Genomic DNA, 19,786 nt, shown 5'->3' with positions numbered 1-19,786 from the left:
CGCGTGACGACGATCGACCGGCTGCGCAAGACCGCGCGGTCTCTGCCCGAGGTGGCCGCGGACGGCCGGGCGTTCACCGTGCGGGGCACGCGGTTCGCCTCGGTGGACGAGCACGACCGCGTCCACCTCCACCTGCCCGCCGCGGACGTGGACGCGGTCCTGGCGGCGCACCCGACCGCCGAGCGCCTGGCCGGCGGCGTGCGCGTCCCGCTCGGTGACGTCGACGGGCAGCGGCTCGACCACTGGGTGCGGCGGGCGTGGCTGTCGCGGGCCCCGGAGGATCTCGCCGCGCGGGCCGCCGGGGCCGAGACCGCCGAGCCGGGCGAGGTCGGCGACCTGCCCAAGGGCATCGGACGACCCGCCACGCGGGCGCTCACCGCCATCGGCGTCACCACGCTCGCCCAGGTCGCCGGCCTGAGCGACGCCGAGCTGCTGGCCGTGCACGGCGTCGGCCCGAAGGCCGTCCGGGTGCTCCGCGAAGCGCTCGACCGCTGAACGGCCTGCATCAGAACGTGTAGTTCACCACGAACGCCGGGTGGTCGGTGCGGTACATGGCGTACTCCTGCGTCGACACGAACGTCAGCGTGCGGGCGATGACGTGCTGCACGTCGCCGTCGCCCTTGCGGAACCAGCCCGACGGCACGCAGTTCTGCGCGTTGGTCGCCGAACCCGGGCTGTACTTGAGGTTCAGGTCGCCCAGGACCACGTGCCTGGTCGTGGCGGAGCCGGTCGGGTCGTAGCCCAGCACGATCGCGGGCACGAGTTCCTTGCACTGCGCCAGCGCCACGGTGCCGGTCGTGCTCAGGTGCGTGGTGCAGGCGGTGAACGCGCGCACCTCGCTCAGCGCGCACGCCCAGGCCCGGACCTCGGTGCCGCTGTCCTGCGCGGTGTACACGCCGTGGCCGCTGGTCCGGATGCCTTCCTTGACGATGATCCCGCTGCCGTAGGCGCCCCGGCCGTCGGTGCACTCGATGTTCGCGCCCGTGGTCTTCCGGCGCGCGAACGCGAACTGGTACTCGGCGCTCGCGCCCACGGCGGCGGTCAGCCGGGGCAGGTCGGACAGGCACACCTCGTTCACCGACACCACGTCCGGCACGCGGCGCTGGATCATCGTCACGGCCTCGCCCACGGCCAGCCCGTCCTGGTAGCACCCGGCGACGCCGCTGTTGCACAGGTTCAGCTGCAAGACCTTGAACGCGGTCGCGGCGGTGGCGGGCGCCGTCACCAGCCCGCAGAGCAGGAACACGGCCAGGACGAGGCCGGCGGTGCGGCGTGGGAGGCCCATGTCGACCATGCTCACACGGCAAACGCGCCGTGACCAGGGTTGATACCTTCCTCGCATGGCGTTCACGCTGGAGCAGCTACGGGGCTTCGTAGCCGTCGCCGAGGAGTTGCACTTCAGCCGTGCCGCCGCCCGGCTGGCGATGACGCAGCCGCCGCTGAGCAGGCAGATCCAGAAGCTGGAGCGGTCGGTCGGCGCGCGGCTGCTGATCCGCGACAACCGGCGGGTCACGCTCACCGCGGCGGGCGAGGTGTTCCTGGTCGAGGCGCGGCGGCTGCTGTCGCTGGCCGAGACCGCGCCGGAGCTGGCCCGGCGGGTGTCGTCGGGGTCGAGCGGCGTGGTGCGGGTCGGGTTCACCGCGGCGGCCACCTACGGCATCCTCGGCCGGCTGCTGGACGACATCGCCGCGCAGCTGCCGGACGTGGACGTGGAGCTGGTCGAGCTGGTCACCCGGGAGCAGGTGTCCGCGCTGGTGAACGAGGAGATCGACCTCGGGCTCGGCCGGCCGCCGTTCGACGACTCGACCTTCGGCTCACGGCTGCTGCACCGGGAAGGGCTGCTGGTCGCCGTGCCCGCCGGCCACCCCCTGGCGGCGCTGGGACGTGACGCGACGGCCGCCGACGTGGTCCGCGAGCCGGTCGTCATGCACTCGCCCACCGACGCGCGCTACTTCTACGACCTGGTCGTGCGCACGGTGCCGATCGCGTCGGAGAACACGGTGCACACGGTCAGCCAGGTGCTCACCATGCTGTGGCTGGTCGCGGCCGGCCGGGGTGTCGCGTTCGTGCCGGAGTCGGCGGCGCGGCTGCGCATCGACGGCGTCGAGTTCGCCCGGCTGGCGACCGCGGTGCCCGAGCCGGTGGAACTGCACCTGCTGTGGTTGAAGGCTTCGGCCAACCCGGCGCTGTGGCGGACGTTGAGCGTCCTGGAGGGCCGCACGCCGTTCGAGTGATGCCCTCCGGGTATTGCGCAATGCTAAATAACTCTTGGACAAGCATCACTCCTGGTCCATACGGTGGAGCCGTGACGAACCCCGCCGCTCTCGCCGACCGACTCGCCTCCGGGCTGCTGTCCTTCCCGGTCACCCACTTCGACGCCGACCTGCGGTTCGACGAGCACCGCTACCGCGAGCACCTGGCCTGGCAGGCGAGCTTCGACGTGGCGGGCCTGTTCGCCGCGGGCGGCACGGGCGAGGGGTTCTCGCTGACGCCCGCCGAGCTGGACCAGGTGGTCCGCGTCGCCGTGGACGAGGTGGGCGGCAAGGTGCCCGTCGTGGCGCCGGCGACCGGCGCCACCGCCGTGTCGGTGGCGCAGGCGCGTGCCGCCGAGGCCGCGGGCGCCTCCGGCGTGCTGCTGTTCCCGCCCTACCTCACCGAGGCCGGTCAACGCGGCCTGGTCGAGCACGTCTCCGCGGTGTGCCGGGCCACCGGGCTCGGCGTGATCGTCTACAGCCGGGCCAACGCCGTGCTGACCGACGCGACGGTCGCCGAGCTGGCCGACCGCAACCCCAACCTGATCGGGCTCAAGGACGGCGTCGGCGACGTCGAGCAGCTGACCCGCACCTACGCCCGCGTCGGCGACCGGCTGATCTACATCGGCGGCCTGCCGACCGCGGAGACGTTCGCCCTGCCGCTGCTGCAGCTCGGCGTCACCACGTACTCCTCCGCGCTGTTCAACTTCGTGCCCGAGTTCGCCCTCGAGTTCTACGCCGCCGTCCGCGCTCAGGACCGGACCGCCTTGTACGGGATGCTGCGCGACTTCGTGATCCCCTACCTGGACCTGCGCGACCGGGAGCGCGGGTACGCGGTGTCGATCGTCAAGGCCGGGCTGACCGCCGTGGGCCGCGACGGCGGCCCGGTGCGCCCGCCGTTGACCGACCTGACCGACGACGAGCGCGCCCGCCTCACCGCCCTGGTCCGGCAGCTCGCCTGATCGCCCGCGCCCGAGGAGAAGGAGCCCGATGTCCCCCAGTCCCGACCGGATCACGTCGATCACGCTGTCCTCGGTGACCCTGCCGCTGCCGACCGCGATCAGCGACGCCAAGGTGTTCACCGGCAGGCAGCGGCCGATGACCGAGGTCGCGATGCTCTTCGCCGAGATCCGCACCGAGGCCGGGCTGGAGGGCGTCGGGTTCGGCTACAGCAAGCGCGCCGGCGGGCCCGCCCAGTTCGCGCACGCCCGCGAGGTCGCGCCCGACCTGGTCGGCGAGGACCCCAACGACATCGGCCGGCTGTGGACCAAGCTGGTCTGGGCCGGCGCGTCGGTCGGGCGCAGCGGCGCGGCCACCCAGGCGCTGGCCGCGTTCGACATCGCGCTGTGGGACCTCAAGGCCAAGCGCGCGAACCTGCCGCTGGCCAAGCTGCTCGGCGCGCACCGCGACTCCGTCCGTTGCTACAACACCTCCGGCGGGTTCCTGCACGAGACCGTCGAGCAGATCAAGGACAACGCGACCCGCACGCTGGAGTCCGGCGTCGGCGGCATCAAGATCAAGGTGGGCCTGCCGGACCGGGCGGAGGACCTGCGCCGGGTCGCCGCCGTCCGCGAGCACCTCGGCGACGGCGTGCCGCTGATGGTCGACGCCAACCAGCAGTGGGACCGGCCCACCGCGATGCGGGTCGGCCGGGCGCTGGAGGAGTTCGACCTGGTGTGGATCGAGGAGCCGCTGGACGCCTACGACGTCGAGGGGCACGCGGAGCTGGCCCGGTCGCTGACCACGGCCGTCGCCTCCGGCGAGATGCTCACCAGCGTCGCCGAGCACTACGAGCTGATCCGGGCCGGCGCGGTCGACATCCTGCAACCGGACGCGCCGCGCGTCGGCGGGATCACCCAGTTCCTCAAGCTCGCCACGCTCGCCGACCACCACCACCTCCAGCTCGCGCCCCACTTCGCCATGGAGATCCACGTCCACCTCGCCGCCGCCTACCCGCGCGAGCCGTGGGTCGAGCACTTCGACTGGCTGCACCCGCTGTTCGACGAACGGCTGGAGATCCGGGACGGCCGGATGCACCTGTCCGACCGGCCAGGCCTAGGCATCACCCTCAGCGACCAGGCCCGCGCCTGGACCGTCGAGACCGCGAAGGTCGGCTCGCCCCGGTGACGGGCGCCCGCGGGTGAACGCGGTCCTGTCGGGTTTCGCCACCCTCGTCGCGGTGATCGCGGTCGGCTGGATCGCCGGCCGCGCCCGCGTGCTCGGCGAGGGCGCGGCCGGCGTGCTGTCCCGGCTGTCGTACTTCATCGCCACGCCGGCGTTGCTGCTGCTGACCCTCGCCGACGCGGACCCGTCCGTGATGCTGTCCCCCACCTTGGTGGCCACCGCGGGCAGCGCGGTGATGTGCGCGCTGGTCTACCTCGTCGTCGCGTGGTGGCGCTGGCGGCCGCGCGCCGGCCACCTGGCCACCGGCGCGCTCGCCACGTCCTACGTCAACGCGGGCAACCTCGGCATCGCCATCGCGGTGTACGTGCTCGGCGACGCCTCCCTGGTGGCGCCGGTGCTGCTGTTCCAGGTGCTGGTGCTGGCGCCGATCGGGCTGACGGTGCTGGCCGCGTCACGCGACGCGGGCCCTGGCGGGCCGTCGCGGGCCCACCTGCTGACGCAGCCGTTCCGCACGCCGCTGGTGATCGGCTGCGCCCTGGGCCTGGCGCTGTCCGCGCTCGACTGGATGCCGCCCGCCCCGGTGCTGCGGCCGGTCGAGCTGCTCGCCGACCTCGCCGTCCCGGCCGCCCTGCTCGCCTACGGCGCGAGCCTGCACGGCGCGCCGCGCCCGGCCTCCGGCGGCACGGCGGGCCAGGTGTGGCTGGTGGTCGCGCTGAAGACCGCGGCGCAGCCCGTGCTGGCCTACGCCCTCGGCCGCTGGGTGCTCCACCTGGACGACCCGGCGCTGCTGGCCGTCACCATCGCCTCGGCGCTGCCCACCGCGCAGAACGTGTTCGTCTACGCCACGGCCTACGACCGGGGCACCGAACTGGCCCGGGACGCCGTGCTGATCACCACCGTCCTCTCGGTGCCGGTCCTCGCCGGGATCGCCGTCGCGCTCGGCTGAGCCTCACCGCCGTGGCGTGACCGAGGACGCCACGACGAGCGGTGCGAGCTGGACCCAGTCGACGTTCGGGCCCCAGGCGGCCGGGTTGCCGAACGTGAGCGCGCCGTCGTCGGTGACCAGGTCGAGCGGCGAGGTCTCCGGCCAGAAGCCGTCCCAGGTGTAGTTGTGGCGGTACGGCGCGCTCGTGGCGTGGCCGCCTTCCTCGGTGGCGACGAGCGTCCGGGTGATGGTGTCGGTGTTGTACGGGTGGCCGGTGTTCTTCTCGGCCTGCGCGTAGGCGACGGTCAGGTTGTACTGGCCGGCCCCGAACCCGGCCGGGCGCGGGATGGTCAGCGTGCCGCCGTGGCCCAGCCGGCCGACGTACGAGCCGCCGGAGGCCCACGGCCCGGAGGTCACCACCGCTCCCCCGTCGAGCCGACCGGACTCGGCCTCCACGCGGACCGCACGAGCGTCGGACGCCGCGTCGCGGACGGAGGTCAGCGTGCCGAGCACGAGCGGTGCGCGGCTCTCGTTCGACAGGACGACCTCGGTGACGCCGGCCTTGAGGTGGGCCGTGACGCGGCCGGTCCACGCGCCGGGCCGGTCGGCGGTCAGGTCGCGCACCCGTCGTCCGGACAGGGCGAGGCCGAGCGCGCTGCGGCCGGAGCCGAGCCACGTGGTGGACAGCTCGTGGTAGCCGTCCTCGGCGGCGGACACGTACGTGGTCACGGTGTCGCCGGGGCCGAGGACGACCGCGCCGGGTGCGGCGACCTGGAGCGCACGGGGGCCGCGGTCGACCGTGCCGCCGGACCGGCGCGACTCGGTGAGCGGGTAGACCGTCCTCTCGGGACCGGTGACCTCGGTCAGGTCGAACCGGTCCAGCGTGATGTCGGACGGGCCGTCGAGGAAGCCGCCGGGACCGCTGGTGCGCAAGGAGATCCGGTGCCGACCGGCGGTGAGCGTGATCGGCGTGTCGAGTCGGCCGCGGTAGACCCGGTTCAGCGTCGCCGGGAAGGTCAGGTCGCGCACGTGCGCGTCGTCCACGTACAGCGCCTGCCTGCCGACGAACCCGTCGGTGCCGTAGAACACCCCGAGCCGGTACGCGCCGTCCCGCGGCACGTCCACGTCGACCGTGACGCGCGAGGCGGGGTCCTTCATGAAGCCGACGTCCTTGTGGCCGGACGTGGTGTAGCGCTGGGCCATCTCGTCCGAGCCGGAGCCGTCGTCCTGGGTGACGACCACGGCGTGCTCCACCGCGCCCGACTCGGCCTCGTGGCTCGCCTGCCACGGCGCGTCGGCGACCGGCGGCGCGCCGAGGCCCGCCCGGGTGACGACGACCTGGTAGGCGGCCAGCGGGTCGCCGCCGGGCACCGCGATCGTCGCCTTGCCGCCGACCACGCGGACCCTGGCCGCCGCGACCACGGGCGGCTGCCCGGCGTCACCCTCGTAGCCCGACCAGGTGGTCTTGGCGACCCGCACGTCGACCCGGTCGCCGAAGACCCGCCGGTCCAGGCCCGTCACGACGACGTCCACCGCGTTCGCCGTGCCGCCGAGCAGGACGGTCGCCTTGGCGTCGCCCCGGTCGTAGGCGGCCAGGCCCTGCACCGTGTCCCGGGTGCTGGGCCGCGGCGGCGTGACGCGGACGGTGTCGCCGGACAGGTCGGCGTACCACTTCGTCAGCCACCAGCCGCCGTTGGCGCGGCCGGTCCGCACGGCGTGGTCGCTGAGGTTGCCCGCCATCGTCCAGAACGCCAGCTGGCCGTCGACCTTGGTCTCCTCCAGCATGGCGATCCACTGGACCAGCTGACCGGGCACGGAGGTGTCACGCCGGTTGGAGTACTCGTTGATGTTGATCGGCCGCGGCGCGATGCCGAGTTCCTGTTCGAGCGCCCGGTAGTCCTCGTAGTGCTCGCGGTAGGTGGTCAGGGAGTCGGGGCCGAGCTCGTGCCAGGTGACGACGTCGGGCAGCACGTCGTGGGCCTTGGCGTGGGTGAGCAGGTCGCGCAGGTGGTCCGGGCGGTACCGGGTCTCGCCCGGGCCGGTGATGCGGGCGTCGGGCAGCACGGACCTCACCAGCCGGTAGACCCTGGTCCAGTCGGCCAGGAACCGGTCCTTGTCCGCCGCCCAGTCGCCGTACCAGATCCAGTCCGGCTCGTTGAAGATCGTCCACACGAACCGGTCGCGGTCCGGCCGTGCGGCGACCTTCTCCAGCTGGGGCCGCAACCGCGCGATGTAGTCGTCGATGCCCAGGTCCTGGTAGGGCCAGGCGCTGTAGACGTCCTGCGCGTAGAGGTGCACGTCGGTGCCGCCGGCCGCGAAGTACCCGTCCGCGACCCGCAGCGCGTCGCCGCTCGGGTGCTGCTCGCCGTCCGGCGCCTTCTGCGAGACCGTGCGGGGGCGCATGCCGGCGACGAGGTCGTGCGACGGGACGCCGGGGTCGCCGAGGCCGTAGAGGATGCCGGTGGCGCCGCCGTGGAACGCGCCGGTGGGCGAGTCGAGGTCGACGCGCAGCGTCTCGGTCGACGACTTCCGCGCCGAGACCGCGGTCGAGGTCCCCAGGGCCATCGCGGCGGCGATCGTGCCCGCCAGGAAGGGGTGTCGCATCAACGCTCCTTTTGTCACTTGACGGCGCCGCTGGTGATGCCGGCGAGGATCCGTCGCCGGACGGGCGCCAGGACGGCGACCAGCGGCAGGCTCATCAAGATCACGTAGGCGAAGGTCAGGTGCCGGTTTCGGCAGCACGACGCGTCGGAACACCGTGACCGGGCCCGCGCCGTCGAGCCCGGGCCGCGCTGCCCGCCAGGCCGAGCCGGCGCAGCAGCAGCACCACCGTGACGACCGCCGGCGGCAGCACGATCCCGCTGATCCCCAACGCGTGCAGCACCCCGTTGAGCCGGGTGGCGCGGCGGAGGCGACGGGGATCCGTCGGTTCACCGTGCTGTTCCCCCGGTCGGTGGGGTGGCCGGTCCTCGCTCTCCGCCGGGGGCGATCCGGAAGAGCCGCGCGGAGGCGGTGTCCTGGTGGGCGGGCGCCAGGGTCAGCGAGCCGGTGCCCCGGTCCCAGGAGTGGCTCCACGCGGGCAGGTCGCGCGGGTAGAGCACCTCGACGTCGACCGATCGGCCGCGCAGGTGCGGCAGGGACAGCGCCACGTCCGCGCCCGCGCCGTCACGCCGCCACACGGCCACGTGCGTGACGTCACCGGACCGGAGCCCGAGGCTGAGCCACGGATCGCGCCACCCGGGCAGCTCCAGCGGCCACACCGGCGCCGACACCGCCAGGTCCGCGCGGATCTCCCGGAACACCCGCACCGCTTCGCGCACGGACCGCAGCTGGTCGGCGCCCATGAGGTCCAGCCGCCCCGACAGGTAGAGCCGGCCGAGCATCCCCGTGCACACGGTGAAGGCGAACAGCTCGTCCGCCATGTCCGGTTGCGGGTAGGCCCAGCTCGCCGACTGCTCCGGCAGGACCGACATCGGCGCCGACACCGCGATCGGCGGGTAGCGCAAAGGGTCCTGCTGGTCGCTGGTGGACTGCAACTGCATCCGGGACAGCAGCGCGTAGTCCATGCGCATCGCGCCGGACGCGCAGTTCTCCAGGATCAGGTCGGGGTGCCGGTCCAGGAGCCGGTCCAGCCACTCCAGGTGGGCCCGGTTGTGCGCGAGCAGGCCCGCGCCCGCGCTGTCGGCGGCGAAGTCCGTGCCCGGTCCCGGGTCGACGTTGTAGTCGAGCTTGAGGTAGCCGACGCCGAGGTCCTCGACCAGCCGGTCGACCACGTCGTCCAGGTGCGCGATCGCGCGCGGGTGGCGCAGGTCGAGCACGTACCGGTCGTGCTCGACCAGCCGGACGCCGCCGCGTTGGAGGAACGCGGCGGCCGGGAGCTCGTCGGCCAGCGGGCTGCGCACCCCGATCACCTCCGGCTCCAGCCAGAGGCCGGGCACCATGCCCCGCTCCCGGATGCGGGTGAGCACCTCGGCGATGCCGCGCGGGAACCTGGTCTCGGACGGCCGCCACTCGCCGACGGCGTCCCACCAGCTCGTGCCGTTGTCGTACCAGCCGGCGTCGACGCAGAACACCTCCGCGCCGACGTCGGCGGCGGCGTCGACCAGGGGCAGCAGCTTCGCCGTGGTCGGATCGCCCATGAGCGTGTTCATGTAGTCGTTGAACACCACCGGCAGGGCGGACCGGTCGCGGTGAGGGCGGACGAGTTCGCGCCGGTGGGCGGTCAGCGCGGCGATCGCACCGTCCACACCGGACTCGGACACGGCCACCGACGCGGGCACGGTGGTGAACGCCTCGCCGGGCAGCAGGCAGTGCTGCCACTGGTGGTCGACGTCCGTCGGCCCGAGCAACGCCGCGTACGCGCCGTCCAGCCGTTCGCCGACCTCCCACCGCCACGCGCCGTTGTGCTCCACCTGCCACAGCCACGCCTGACCGGTCCGGCGGTCCGCCAGCCCGGCGGTGGGCAGGTGCGTGCCGGTGGACCACGTGCCCGTGCTCACGGCCGCGAACCGACCCCGACCGTGCTGACCGTGCAGCGGGAGGTTGAGGTCGGGGGTCACGCCGTCGCGCAGCGGGTGGCGCGTCCACCGGCCCTCGCCCAGCCACTCGCTCTCGCCGCGCAGCAGGTCGACGTCCCCGACCAGGGCGCCGGGGAAGCCCGCGGCGAACGACGTGACGCCGTGCAGCACCACCGGGACGTCGCCCCGGTTGGTCACGGTGGTGCGGACCTGGCAGGCCGCGACGCCGTCGACCGACCGGAACGACGTCCGCGCGAGCAGCCCGGTCCGCTCGTCGCGCACGTCCACGTGCAGCTCGCTCCACTTGCCGTCACGCGTGCGGGTGGAGCCGGCGTAGACCATGCGCCTGCCGAGCGCCGTGTCGGAGAACCGGTGCGAGGCGCGGGCCCGGCCCTCACCGGCCACCAGCAGCTCCACCAGCGGTTGCGCGGCCCTGGGGTGGTCGGACCGCGGACGGGCGGCCAGCGTGCGGACGCCGACCGGGCCGTCCGGGGACACGTCCACGACGAGTGCCAACGCCGAGTGGCCCCAGACCACGCTCGTGGCGGACTCCGATGAGATCACGGCGCTCCTGTCGTGCGTTCCGACGCGGGTTCCCCGGCTGGTCGAGGGACGCGGCGATCCGGATGAGGTCGATGTCGGGCGCGTCGCCGCTGGAGGGGTTGGCGAACGCGATCGCGTTGACGCCCGCCGTGCCCGAGGCCGTGCAGGCCGCCGACGCGACCACCGCCGCGCACCAGGCGGGTCTCGCCCTCGTCGATCCGATCACCGTCGTCACCTCCAAGTCGCAGGTCGAACTGGTTCATGGAGCGGCGACAGGCCAGCGTTCGTGCTGATCACAGCCATGTGACCGGTCACATCACGACCCCGAGTGTGACCGGTCACACGGACAAGTGAAAAGACCGCGTTACCTTGTTGTGACCAACACTGCGGTGGACAGGTCCTCAACGACCGCGCGGCGGGGCGGTCGACTCGCGCACCACGAGGGACGGCGCGGCGAGGTCGAGGGCGGGCCGCGGCTGGCCCGCCACCTCGGCCACCAGCGCCGTCAGGCACGCGCGGCCCAGCGCCACGAAGTCCATCCGCACCGTGGTGAGCGCGGGCGTCCAGTAGGCCGCGCCGGGCACGTCGTCGAAGCCGATGATGCTGACCTCGCCCGGGACGTCGCGGCCGGATTCGTGCAGGGCGCGGCGGACCGCCATGGCTGTGTCGTCGTTGCCGCACAGGATCGCGGTGACGTCCGGGTCGGCCGCCAGCCGCCGTCCCGCGAGGTAGGCCGACCGCACGTCCCACCCGACGGGCACGACCGGCGGCACCGGCGCGCCCACCTCCCGCAGCGCGTCGCGCCACCCCGTCTGGCGGGCGCTCGTGCCGGTCTCCGACGGGATCGCGACGTGGTGCACCGTGCGGTGGCCCAAGGACAACAGGTACCCGGTCGCGTCGGCGGCGGCCTGCCGTTCGTCGAGGTAGATCATGGCCCGCCCGGTGCCGGCCAGACCTCCCGCCTCGGTCGCCGCCACGGCGGGCACGGCGGCCGGCAGCGCGCGCAGGACGCCCGCGCCGGCGGCGTCGAAGGCGATCACGACGATGCCGCCGGCGTTGGGGTCGCTCACGTACTCGACCGCGTGCCGGACGTCGGCGGGGCGGTCCGACTCGACCACCCGGACGCCGAGCGCGAGCCCTTGCAGGCGCGCGGCCTCCTCGATGCCCCGCAACGTGGCGGCGTACCCGTAGAGCGTGGTGTCGGCGATGACCACCGTGACCGCGCCGGCCCGGCCCGAGCCCAGCGCCCGGGCGGCCCGGTTGGGCCGGTACCCGAGCCGCTCGATCACGTCGAGCACCTGCCGGCGGGTGTCGGGGTTGACGTTGGGCGACTCGTTGAGCACGCGTGACACGGTCTGGTACGAGACACCCGCGGCGGCCGCCACGTCACGGATGCTGGGCGCGGCCTCCCGCCCGCGCTTCCGGGCGGGCAAGCCGGGAGAACGTCCTGTCACCCCGTCATCGTGATCGCCGGCGACGACCACGTCAAAACCACCTCGGGCGGCACACGCTCGTGGTGATCGCGGCTCAGGAGTCGCGGCCGAACCAGTCCAGCACGAGCCTCGCCACCTCGTCCGGCCGGTCGAGGTGCATGAAGTGGCCGGCGTCGGCCACGACCCGCACCGAGGAGCCGTCGGCGAGACCGGTCCGGGCGTCGGCGAAGTGCTCCGGCCCGATGCAGCCGTCGTCCTCGCCGGCGAGCACGAGCATCGGGACGGTGGCCGTCGCCTCGGTCGTGGCGGCCAGTGCGGCGAGGTCCAGGTCGTGCAGCGACCGGTCGAAGTTGCCGCGGTAGATCCGCAGGACGTTGCGCAGCACGGCCGGGTCGCCGTACATCGCGTGCACGCGGGCGCGGTGTTCGCCCGGGTCGAGACCGGGCGACCAGGTCGACCACAGGTAGTCCACCAGGCCGCGGTCGGCCTCCAGCACGGACTCCGCGACACCGGGCACCTGGAACAGCCACAGGTAGAAGAACCGTTGCTGCTGCGCGGGATCGCGGAGCACCGGGCCCAGCGTCCTCGGCGGCGGCACGGCCATGGTGACCGCGTGCCGCACCCGTTCCGGCCACGCCGCCGCCAGCCGGCCCACCACGCCCGCGCCGATGTCGTGCCCGATCAGGTCGATCCCGGCGTCCGGGGACAGGGCCCGCGCGACCGCCTCGGCGTCGGCGGCGAGCGTGATGCCGTCGGCGTAGGTCATCCGGTCCGCGGTCGTCGGGTGGTGGCCGCGCAGGAACGGCGCCACCACCCGGCGGCCGGCGGCGACCAGGTGCTCGGCGAGCGGCCCGAACGTGGCCGGGTGGTCGGGGAACCCGTGCCAGCACACGACCACCGGCCCGTCGCCCGCCGCGAGCGCCGGGAAGTCGAGCCGATCGGTCTCGATCACGATCTCGTCGAAGTCCACGACCTCGAACCTAGCCGCGGACGGGCAGGTTCACGGTGACGTCGCGCAGCACCATCGCGCTCGGCGTGCGGCTGCCGTGCAGGAGGAACATGTCCGAGATCGGGGTGACGGTGAGGTACAGCGACTGGCCGGCCGGGATCGAGGCGGCGACCGCGGGCAGTTCGACGGTGCGGCGGGTGCCCAGGTTCAGGCTGTGCTCGCGGTGTGGGAGCACGTTGTTCTGGATCACCTTGGCGGTCAACGGCGACGTGCCCGCGCTGAGGGCGAAGAACGCGCGGCTGTCGAGGCCGAGGGTGCTGACGAGGGCGTCGAGCGTCGGCGACCCGGCGATGGTGAGGGGGCCGTCCGCGATCTTGATCGACTGGGGCAGGCCGACGCCGGCGGTGGTCACGATGTCGGGCAGGGCGGTGGTCCTGGTCGGCGCGACGCTGTCCACGGTGACGCAGCCGCCCTCGGCGGTCATGAGCTGGTAGCGGCCGTGGCCGGTGATCGCGCGCGGCGCGCCGTGCAGGTTCTCGGCCAGGAACCGCAGTTCGAGCTCGTCGTAGCCGCCGTGCCGCGCCGAGCACGCGTCACCCGCGACGGCGTACCCGACGGGGATGGCGTTGGGCAGCGCGTGGCCGCCGTTGTAGCCGATGAGCAGGCTGTTCGCCCGGGCGCGCGGGGTCAGGGCGCGGTCGAAGTTGTCGATCGCCTGGTCGAGCGGGAACAGGTTGTCGCTGATGCCCTGGTGCAGCAGCACCGGGACGTCCAGCCGGCGGCCGGCGGCGACGTGGTGCGCGGGGCCGTTGTCGCGGAAGAACTCCTCCATCGTGGTGGGCCAGTCGCCGGTGAGCAGGCCTTCGGCGTAGCCGGCGTGCAGCGTCGAGGTGTGCGCGTCGAGGGCGGCGGCGTACAGGGCGGTGACCCACGTGGTGCGGACGACCTCGCGCGGGGCGAGGCTGTCGTTCAGCGAGTGCCACGTGATCTGCGGCGCGAGCGCGTCGAACCGGGTGCGGCCGGTCTTCATGATCTCGGTGAACGCGCCGGCGAACTGGAAGCCACCGCCGTAGGAACCGCCGACCGCGCCGAGCACCGGGTCGTTCGGACCGTTGCGGCGCACCCAGTCCAGCGAGGCGACGTGGTCGATCACCCGGATCACGTCCTCGCCCTCGAACGCCGGGTCCTCCACGTGCGCCTTGCCGCCGCTCTCGCCGAAACCGCGCTGGTCGATGCTGACCACGCCGAAACCCGCGTCCAGGTACCGCTGGAACGAGCCGGGCGCGGACGTGCGGCTGCCGCCCCAGCCGTGGCTGTGCAGCAGCACCGGCACCCGGTTGTCGCGGGAGGCGGCAGCGGGCTTGAACACGCTGACGCAGATGCTCACCGGCCCCGGCTCCAGCGGATCGGTCTCCGGCACGCTCGCGACGCAGACGTGCTCCGGCGCGGGGTGATCGGCGCTCGCGGCGGCGGCGGGGGTCACGGCGACGGCCGCGACGACGAGTGCGATCACCAGGCGCATCGGGTTCCTCCGGTCGATCAGGGCGGGTTGATCAGGGCGGGTTGATCAGGGCGGGTTGATCAGGGCGGGTTGATCAGGGCGGGTTGATCAGGGCGCGTGGATCGCGCAGTGGGTCCAACGAGCGACCGTGAAGATCGTCACGTCGGATATACCTTGTGCGCAACTTAATCGGGCACTAGCTTTATGGCATCACCCCGCAAGACGAACCGAGGAGCACACGATGACCGGCCACAACCCCACCGTCGTCCTGGTACACGGCGCGTTCGCCGACGGGTCCAGCTGGGCCGAGGTGATCGGACTGCTGCGGGCGCGCGGCGTGGAGGCGCTCGCGGTGAGCAACCCGCTGCGCGGGCTGGCGCACGACGGCGACTACGTGGCGAGCGTCGCCGGGCAGGTCGACGGGCCGGTCGTGCTGGTCGGCCACTCGTACGGCGGCCCGGTCATCACGCACGCCGCCGCGAAGACGCCGAACGCCAAGGCGCTGGTGTACGTGGCGTCGTTCGGCGTCGACAAGGGCGAGAGCGCGTTGAGCTCGGTCGAGGGCTTCGCGCCGGTGGAGCTCAACACGTCCTTGGTGCCGCAGCAGTTCCCGGACGGCGACGGCAGCGACACGGAGTTCACGATCCGCCGTGACGCGTTCGCGAGCGTGTTCGCCGCCGACCTGCCGGACTCGGTCACCGCCACCGCCGCGGTCAGCCAGCGCCCGATCGCGGCCCGCGCCCTCGGAGAGCCGCTGTCCGTGGAGCCCGCGTGGAAGACCCTGCCGTCGTGGTTCGTGGTGGCGACGGCGGACAACGCCATCAACCCGGACTCGCAGCGCGCCGCCGCGGCCCGGCTCGGCTCGGCCACCGTCGAGGTGGACGCCTCGCACGCCATCGCCCTCTCCCGCCCGACCGAGGTCGCCGACCAGATCCTCGCCGCCGTCACCGCCGTCTCCTGACCCACCCGCGTGTCGAACCTCCAGGACCCCCGAGTTCCCCGTCGCCCCGCACCGCTCGGCCGCGAGGTGGAATTCGGGGGTCCTGAGTGGACGACACGCGGGCCCGAGCGTTCGACACGCGGGACCTGAGCGTTCGACTCGCGCGGTGGTGGAAGGATTTCGGGTATGCGGGTGCTGTTGGTGGAGGACGACGAGCCGATCGCCGAGTCCCTCACGCGGGGGTTGGGCCGGTACGGCTTCGACGTCGTGTGGGTGCGCACGGGGGCCGAGGCGCTGGCGGCGGAGCCGGCCGACATCGTGCTGGTCGACCTCGGCCTGCCCGACGTGGACGGGCTGGACGTGTGCCGGGAGCTGCGCGCCCGCGGCGACGTGCCGATCATCGTGATCAGCGCGCGGGCCGACGAGACCGACCGCGTGGTCGGCCTGGAGATCGGCGCGGACGACTACGTGTCCAAGCCGTTCGGCGTCCGCGAGGTGATCGCCCGGATGCGCGCGGTGCTGCGGCGGGTCCGGCCCGCGCTGCCCCAACCCGACGCCACCCGGTCGGCGGACGCCCGGCCGACCAGGCTCACGATCGACCGCCGGGCACGACGGGTGCACGTCGACGGCATCGAGGTCGTCCTGACGCCCAAGGAGTACGACCTGCTGGCGTTCCTCGCCGAAGCGCCCGGCGCGGTGTTCACCCGCGAGCAGATCATGGAGGCGGTGTGGGACGCCAACTGGTTCGGCCCGACCAAGACCCTCGACGTGCACGTGGGCGCGCTGCGCCGCAAGCTCGGTGACGCGGTCGCCGTGGAGACCGTGCGCGGGGTCGGGTTCCGGTTGGTGCTGACGTGATCCGCCAGCTGGTCGCGAGCTACGTGCTGCTGGTGCTGGTGGCGATCGCCGCGTTCACCGTGCCGGTGGCGTTCACGCTCACCGACCAGCTCTACCGCGACGAGGAGAACTCCGCCCGCCGGGAGGCGGCGACGGCCGCGCTGCTCCTGGCGCCCGACGACGCGCCGTCCCGCCAGGCGCTGGCCCGCCTGGTCGAGGCCTACCAGCGGCAGACGCCGGGCCGGTTGGACGTGCTGACCGCCGCACGCACCGCCGTCGACCCGCTGCCGCTGCCCGCCGCCACGGACGACCCCGCGTTCACCGAGGCGTTGCAGGGCCGCGAGTCGCTGCGGTGGGGCGACGCCGAGGCGCTGGGCGCGGAAGGTCTCGTGCTGGCCGTGCCCGCCAGGTCTGCGGACGGCGCGGTCGTCGGCGCGGTCCGGATCAGCTACCCGTCGGGTCCGCTGAGCACCCGGCTGTGGCAGATCTGGGGTTTCCGCGCGGCCCTGGCCGTCACGGTGCTGATCGCGGCGGCCGTGGTCGGCTTCCTGCTCGCCCGCCGGCTGACGCGCCCGCTGCGCGAGCTCAACCGGATGGCGGGCAGGCTGCGCGACGGCGACCTCACCGCGCGGGTCGAGGAGACCGGCCCGCCGGAGACCCGGACCCTCGCCGGCACCCTCAACACCGCGACGGAGACCATCGGCACCCTCGTCGGCTCCCAGCGCGCGTTCATCGGCGACGCCTCCCACCAGCTCCGCACCCCGCTGACCGCGCTGCGCCTGTCGCTGGACAACATCGCCGACGGCGTGGACGACCCCTACGTGCGCGAGGACGTCGACCACGCCACCGCCGAGGTGGTGCGGATGAGCAGGCTGGTCAACGGCCTGCTCACGCTCGCCAGGGCCGAGTCCACCGTGGCCACGCCGGAGCCCGTCCGCATCGGCGACGTGGTGGCCGGCCGGTTCGACACCTGGCGCGCCGCCGCCGAGGAGCGCGGCATCCGGCTGCGGCACGACGCCGCCGACCCCGACCTGCGCGCCCTGGCCGGGCACGGTCACCTGGAGCAGGTGCTGGACAACGTGCTGTCCAACGCGCTCGCCGTCTCGCCGGACGACGCCGTGATCACCGTGGCGAGCAGGCGGGAAGCCCGCAAGGCGGTGATCGAGGTGGTCGACCGCGGTCCGGGCCTGCCCGCCGCCGACCGGGAGCGCGCGTTCGACCGGTTCTGGCGCGGTCCGGGGCTGACGGGCCGGTCCGGCTCGGGTCTCGGGCTCGCGATCGTCAAGCAGCTGGTGTCCGACGACGGCGGGTCGGCGAGCCTGCACGAGGGCGAGCACGGCGGCCTGCGCGTGCGGATCGTGCTGCGGGCCGCGTGAGACCGGTGTGCCCGGCCAGCCAGCCCGGTCAGCCGGCCCGGTCAGTGCGCTTCGGGCATGGCGGACGAGTGGTGGTTGACGATCAGCCACTTGCCGTCGACGCGCTCGTAGGCGAACGTGTAGCGGGCGTCGACCCGGGTGCCGTTCGCGGCCAGGGTGAAGCGGTAGACGCCCGCGTCGATCGCTGTCTCCGGGCCGAGCACCGCCACGTGCGACTCCAGGATCTCGCCGCTGGGCTTGTTGGCCAGGAAGTGCTCGAAGTAGTCCACGATCTCGGCGCGATCGGAGCGGACGTTGTCCGACAACGTCGGCAGCAGCACGGCGTGCGGCGCATAGAGGTCGGCGACCTGCTGTGCGTCGCCGGTGGCCAGCGCGCGGTTCCAGGTGTCGAACAGCGCCTCGACCTCCTGCGCGGACGGCTCGGCCGCGGTGGTGGCGACCGCGGTGGTCGGTTGCTCGTTGCCGGCGGCCGTGCCGCACGCGGTCAGCGTGACGGCCAGGGCCACCGCGGTGATCGCTCCGGAACGAGTGCGACCGACGTTGCTCATGGTGATCTCCTGCGGGTGGTGCGGATGTCGCTTTCCACTTTCGTGTGACGTGGGGAAGCGACAGCACAGGAGGAGGACAACGCCGGGTAAGGGTTCCACCAAGAAACGGCGTGGCCGACCCGGGAGCCGGCCACGCCGTCCCGGTCAGCCGACCTTGCCGACGCCCGCGCCGGCCATGACGGCGGCCTTCACGGTGTTCGGGTCGTCGAGGGTGTAGGAGTAGTAGTCGCGGGGCTCCTGCACGCTGCCGCTGCAGTCGGGCTGACCCGACTCACCGACGAACACGTTGTTCCGCGCCACGCACCGCCCGCCGGGACCGGCGTAGTTGTTGCTCACCGGCTCCTCGACGTCCTCGAAGTGGTTGCCCTCGACGACGCAGCCCGAGTCCGCCTGGCACGCCACGCCGACGTCGGTGTTGTAGAGGTAGTAGTTGTTGAACACGTGCACCGGCTCGCCGAAGCGGACGCGCGGGTTGCGCTGCGGCGTCCGGTCGAACCAGTTGTGGTGGTAGGTCACCTTCAGCCGGCCGACGTCCTGCGCGCCGTTGCCGTCGTCGTGGCCCAGCAGCATGTTCTTGCTGTGGTTGTGGGTGTGGTTCCACGAGACGGTGACGTAGCTGGAGCCGCGCTTGATGTCGATAGCGCCGTCGTAGCCGTGGGACAGGTCGTTGTGGTCGATCCACACGTGGTGGGAGAACATCTGCACGTTGATCGCGTCGTCGGCCCAGTCGCGGAAGACGAGGTTGCGCACGATGACGTTGCGCACGGCGTCGGCGGGCGGCGAGGTGACGTTCGAGACCGGCAGGCCGATGTTCAGCCCGCCGCCGGTGAAGCCCGAGGCGGAGCCGATGCCGACGATCGTCTTGTCGGACGTGACGTCGTGCATGGGGCCGGGCAGCGCGATCATGCCGCGCACGCAGATGTTCAGCGGTCCGGGCTGGGCGATCGCGGCCAGGAACTCCGCGGCCGTGTCGACCTCGATCGTGGGACCGCCCGCGCCGCCGGTCGTGCCGTTCTGGCCCGACGCGGTGACGGAGGCGAACCCCTGAGGGCGCCCGGACGTGGCGCAGGTGCCGGGTTGCTGCGTGGTGGTGGTCGTGGTGGTGGTGCTCGTCGGCCCGCCCGGTCCGGCCACGTCGGTCACCAGCACGTCGTCGAACGTCGCCGCCGCGTAGTAGGTCGCCACGCCGATCCGGCCGCTGCCGAACGTGGCGTCGGTCGCGGTGACGACCTGCGCGCCGTCCACGAAACCGCGCAGCGTGCCGCCGAACGCCTCCAGCCGCACGGTGCGCCAGGCGCCGACGGCCACGGCGACCGGTGCGGTGGCCAGGGCGGTGTGCCCGCCGCCGACCCGCTTGCCGAGCACGGCGGTGCCGGCGTTGGACAGGGCCAGGTAGTAGTAGTTGCCGGTGTTCTGCACCCGGGCGGTCACGGCGACGTGCCGGTTCGAGCCGTTGAACGCGGTCGGCTTGACCCGGGCCTGCACCGACTGGCCGGACCACACCGCGCCGGCGGTCGCCCTGGCGTCGGCGCTGGTGCCGGACTGGCGCCAGGCGCGCGACCCGTCGGCGACCACCGTCCAGCTGCCGCCGCTCGAGCTCCAGCCGGTCGCGTTGCCGTCCTCGAAGTCGTCGTCGAACAACGTCGCGGCCGATGCCGAAGGCACCAGCAATACCGCCATCGCGACGACGAACGCGCTCGCCACGGCGGCGAGCGACGCTGATCTGCCGTGCTTGCTCAAGGGAGCCTCCTGTGCTGAACCGGGCGTTCTGCGCCCGATTCCGCCGACCCTTCGGCGTTCACGGTGGTGAATGCGTTCACGCTGGTGAACGCGGGTGTGCA

At 73.3% G+C, this 19,786-nt stretch carries 18 protein-coding genes; 9 read left to right on the top strand and 9 right to left on the bottom strand.

The window, feature by feature from the left end; translation table 11 throughout:
- The first annotated feature begins 3 nt into the window (after nucleotides 1-3).
- Nucleotides 4-495 carry a hypothetical protein gene (locus tag ACZ7GX_RS37540; RefSeq protein ID WP_498784099.1) on the top strand — a complete coding sequence of 164 codons (492 nt, stop codon included), beginning with the start codon at nucleotides 4-6 and terminating at the stop codon, nucleotides 493-495.
- A 10-nt stretch (nucleotides 496-505) separates the two neighbouring features.
- On the opposite strand, the gene ACZ7GX_RS37535 is transcribed toward ACZ7GX_RS37540, so the two are convergent.
- Nucleotides 506-1,285 carry an endonuclease/exonuclease/phosphatase family protein gene (locus ACZ7GX_RS37535; RefSeq protein WP_498784097.1) on the bottom strand — a complete coding sequence of 260 codons (780 nt, stop codon included), beginning with the start codon at nucleotides 1,283-1,285 and terminating at the stop codon, nucleotides 506-508.
- A 55-nt stretch (nucleotides 1,286-1,340) separates the two neighbouring features.
- Between ACZ7GX_RS37535 and ACZ7GX_RS37530 the strand changes: the two genes are divergently transcribed.
- The 4 genes from ACZ7GX_RS37530 to ACZ7GX_RS37515 all read left to right on the top strand — a co-directional run bounded on the left by ACZ7GX_RS37530 (nucleotide 1,341) and on the right by ACZ7GX_RS37515 (nucleotide 5,322).
- Nucleotides 1,341-2,234 (top strand): LysR substrate-binding domain-containing protein, encoded by an 894-nt coding sequence (locus tag ACZ7GX_RS37530; RefSeq protein ID WP_498784095.1) that lies wholly within the window; start codon nucleotides 1,341-1,343, stop codon nucleotides 2,232-2,234.
- 71 nt (nucleotides 2,235-2,305) lie between these two features.
- The gene (gene kdgD / locus ACZ7GX_RS37525; RefSeq protein WP_498784093.1) at nucleotides 2,306-3,214 is read left to right on the top strand and encodes a 5-dehydro-4-deoxyglucarate dehydratase; all 909 of its coding nucleotides are present in this window, start codon (nucleotides 2,306-2,308) and stop codon (nucleotides 3,212-3,214) included.
- Nucleotides 3,215-3,242: 28 nt separating this feature from the next.
- On the top strand, nucleotides 3,243-4,379 hold the full coding sequence (locus tag ACZ7GX_RS37520) for an L-talarate/galactarate dehydratase (protein ID WP_498784091.1): 1,137 nt from the start codon (nucleotides 3,243-3,245) through the stop codon (nucleotides 4,377-4,379).
- Nucleotides 4,380-4,392: 13 nt separating this feature from the next.
- A complete protein-coding gene (locus tag ACZ7GX_RS37515) occupies nucleotides 4,393-5,322 on the top strand; it encodes an AEC family transporter (RefSeq protein ID WP_498784089.1) in 930 nt (309 codons plus the stop codon).
- Nucleotides 5,323-5,325: 3 nt separating this feature from the next.
- Here ACZ7GX_RS37515 and ACZ7GX_RS37510 read toward each other — a convergent pair whose 3' ends face one another.
- The 3 genes from ACZ7GX_RS37510 to ACZ7GX_RS37500 all read right to left on the bottom strand — a co-directional run bounded on the left by ACZ7GX_RS37510 (nucleotide 5,326) and on the right by ACZ7GX_RS37500 (nucleotide 10,382).
- A complete protein-coding gene (locus ACZ7GX_RS37510) occupies nucleotides 5,326-7,905 on the bottom strand; it encodes a carbohydrate-binding protein (protein WP_498784087.1) in 2,580 nt (859 codons plus the stop codon).
- A gap of 115 nt (nucleotides 7,906-8,020) precedes the next feature.
- On the bottom strand, nucleotides 8,021-8,185 hold the full coding sequence (locus tag ACZ7GX_RS37505) for a hypothetical protein (RefSeq protein WP_498784084.1): 165 nt from the start codon (nucleotides 8,183-8,185) through the stop codon (nucleotides 8,021-8,023).
- Between the two features lie 46 nt (nucleotides 8,186-8,231).
- Nucleotides 8,232-10,382 carry a glycoside hydrolase family 36 protein gene (locus ACZ7GX_RS37500; protein WP_498784082.1) on the bottom strand — a complete coding sequence of 717 codons (2,151 nt, stop codon included), beginning with the start codon at nucleotides 10,380-10,382 and terminating at the stop codon, nucleotides 8,232-8,234.
- Nucleotides 10,383-10,444: 62 nt separating this feature from the next.
- Here ACZ7GX_RS37500 and ACZ7GX_RS37495 point away from each other — a divergent pair, with 62 nt between their 5' ends.
- Nucleotides 10,445-10,654, top strand: coding sequence for a hypothetical protein (locus ACZ7GX_RS37495; protein WP_498784080.1), 210 nt, complete (start codon nucleotides 10,445-10,447; stop codon nucleotides 10,652-10,654).
- Nucleotides 10,655-10,762: 108 nt separating this feature from the next.
- Here ACZ7GX_RS37495 and ACZ7GX_RS37490 read toward each other — a convergent pair whose 3' ends face one another.
- The 3 genes from ACZ7GX_RS37490 to ACZ7GX_RS37480 all read right to left on the bottom strand — a co-directional run bounded on the left by ACZ7GX_RS37490 (nucleotide 10,763) and on the right by ACZ7GX_RS37480 (nucleotide 14,265).
- Complete coding sequence (locus ACZ7GX_RS37490) at nucleotides 10,763-11,815, bottom strand: LacI family DNA-binding transcriptional regulator (protein ID WP_498784079.1); 1,053 nt, start codon at nucleotides 11,813-11,815, stop codon at nucleotides 10,763-10,765.
- 73 nt (nucleotides 11,816-11,888) lie between these two features.
- Nucleotides 11,889-12,764 carry an alpha/beta fold hydrolase gene (locus ACZ7GX_RS37485; RefSeq protein WP_498784077.1) on the bottom strand — a complete coding sequence of 292 codons (876 nt, stop codon included), beginning with the start codon at nucleotides 12,762-12,764 and terminating at the stop codon, nucleotides 11,889-11,891.
- A 10-nt stretch (nucleotides 12,765-12,774) separates the two neighbouring features.
- Nucleotides 12,775-14,265 carry an alpha/beta fold hydrolase gene (locus ACZ7GX_RS37480; RefSeq protein ID WP_498784075.1) on the bottom strand — a complete coding sequence of 497 codons (1,491 nt, stop codon included), beginning with the start codon at nucleotides 14,263-14,265 and terminating at the stop codon, nucleotides 12,775-12,777.
- Between the two features lie 220 nt (nucleotides 14,266-14,485).
- Between ACZ7GX_RS37480 and ACZ7GX_RS37475 the strand changes: the two genes are divergently transcribed.
- The 3 genes from ACZ7GX_RS37475 (at nucleotide 14,486) to ACZ7GX_RS37465 (ending at nucleotide 17,397) form a co-directional block, all read left to right on the top strand.
- On the top strand, nucleotides 14,486-15,205 hold the full coding sequence (locus ACZ7GX_RS37475; protein ID WP_498784073.1) for an alpha/beta fold hydrolase: 720 nt from the start codon (nucleotides 14,486-14,488) through the stop codon (nucleotides 15,203-15,205).
- Between the two features lie 165 nt (nucleotides 15,206-15,370).
- Nucleotides 15,371-16,042 (top strand): response regulator transcription factor, encoded by a 672-nt coding sequence (locus ACZ7GX_RS37470; protein ID WP_498784071.1) that lies wholly within the window; start codon nucleotides 15,371-15,373, stop codon nucleotides 16,040-16,042.
- The gene (locus ACZ7GX_RS37465) at nucleotides 16,039-17,397 is read left to right on the top strand and encodes an ATP-binding protein (protein WP_498784069.1); all 1,359 of its coding nucleotides are present in this window, start codon (nucleotides 16,039-16,041) and stop codon (nucleotides 17,395-17,397) included. The genes ACZ7GX_RS37470 and ACZ7GX_RS37465 overlap by 4 nt, the downstream gene beginning before the upstream one ends.
- Nucleotides 17,398-17,438: 41 nt before the next feature.
- Here the strand turns inward: ACZ7GX_RS37465 and ACZ7GX_RS37460 are convergent, their stop codons facing one another.
- Nucleotides 17,439-17,945, bottom strand: coding sequence for an SgcJ/EcaC family oxidoreductase (locus tag ACZ7GX_RS37460; RefSeq protein WP_498784067.1), 507 nt, complete (start codon nucleotides 17,943-17,945; stop codon nucleotides 17,439-17,441).
- A gap of 144 nt (nucleotides 17,946-18,089) precedes the next feature.
- Nucleotides 18,090-19,685, bottom strand: a complete 1,596-nt coding sequence (locus tag ACZ7GX_RS37455) for a pectate lyase family protein (protein WP_498784065.1) — start codon at nucleotides 19,683-19,685, stop codon at nucleotides 18,090-18,092.
- Nucleotides 19,686-19,786 lie beyond the last annotated feature (101 nt).

The sequence above is a fragment of the Actinosynnema sp. NPDC037264 genome (assembly GCF_055603705.1).
Note: the sequence above shows the minus strand (reverse complement) of the source record. Positions and strands in the feature narration are given on the sequence as shown.

What these genes read in the sequence shown, in the direction of transcription:
- ACZ7GX_RS37480 (WP_498784075.1), bottom strand. Translation starts at nt 14,265, where the DNA reads ATGCGCCTGGTGATCGCACTCGTCGTCGCGGCCGTCGCCGTGACCCCC.
- ACZ7GX_RS37495 (WP_498784080.1), top strand. Translation starts at nt 10,445, where the DNA reads ATGAGGTCGATGTCGGGCGCGTCGCCGCTGGAGGGGTTGGCGAACGCG.
- ACZ7GX_RS37520 (WP_498784091.1), top strand. Translation starts at nt 3,243, where the DNA reads ATGTCCCCCAGTCCCGACCGGATCACGTCGATCACGCTGTCCTCGGTG.
- ACZ7GX_RS37470 (WP_498784071.1), top strand. Translation starts at nt 15,371, where the DNA reads ATGCGGGTGCTGTTGGTGGAGGACGACGAGCCGATCGCCGAGTCCCTC.
- ACZ7GX_RS37460 (WP_498784067.1), bottom strand. Translation starts at nt 17,945, where the DNA reads ATGAGCAACGTCGGTCGCACTCGTTCCGGAGCGATCACCGCGGTGGCC.
- ACZ7GX_RS37510 (WP_498784087.1), bottom strand. Translation starts at nt 7,905, where the DNA reads ATGCGACACCCCTTCCTGGCGGGCACGATCGCCGCCGCGATGGCCCTG.
- ACZ7GX_RS37475 (WP_498784073.1), top strand. Translation starts at nt 14,486, where the DNA reads ATGACCGGCCACAACCCCACCGTCGTCCTGGTACACGGCGCGTTCGCC.
- ACZ7GX_RS37535 (WP_498784097.1), bottom strand. Translation starts at nt 1,285, where the DNA reads ATGGGCCTCCCACGCCGCACCGCCGGCCTCGTCCTGGCCGTGTTCCTG.
- ACZ7GX_RS37530 (WP_498784095.1), top strand. Translation starts at nt 1,341, where the DNA reads ATGGCGTTCACGCTGGAGCAGCTACGGGGCTTCGTAGCCGTCGCCGAG.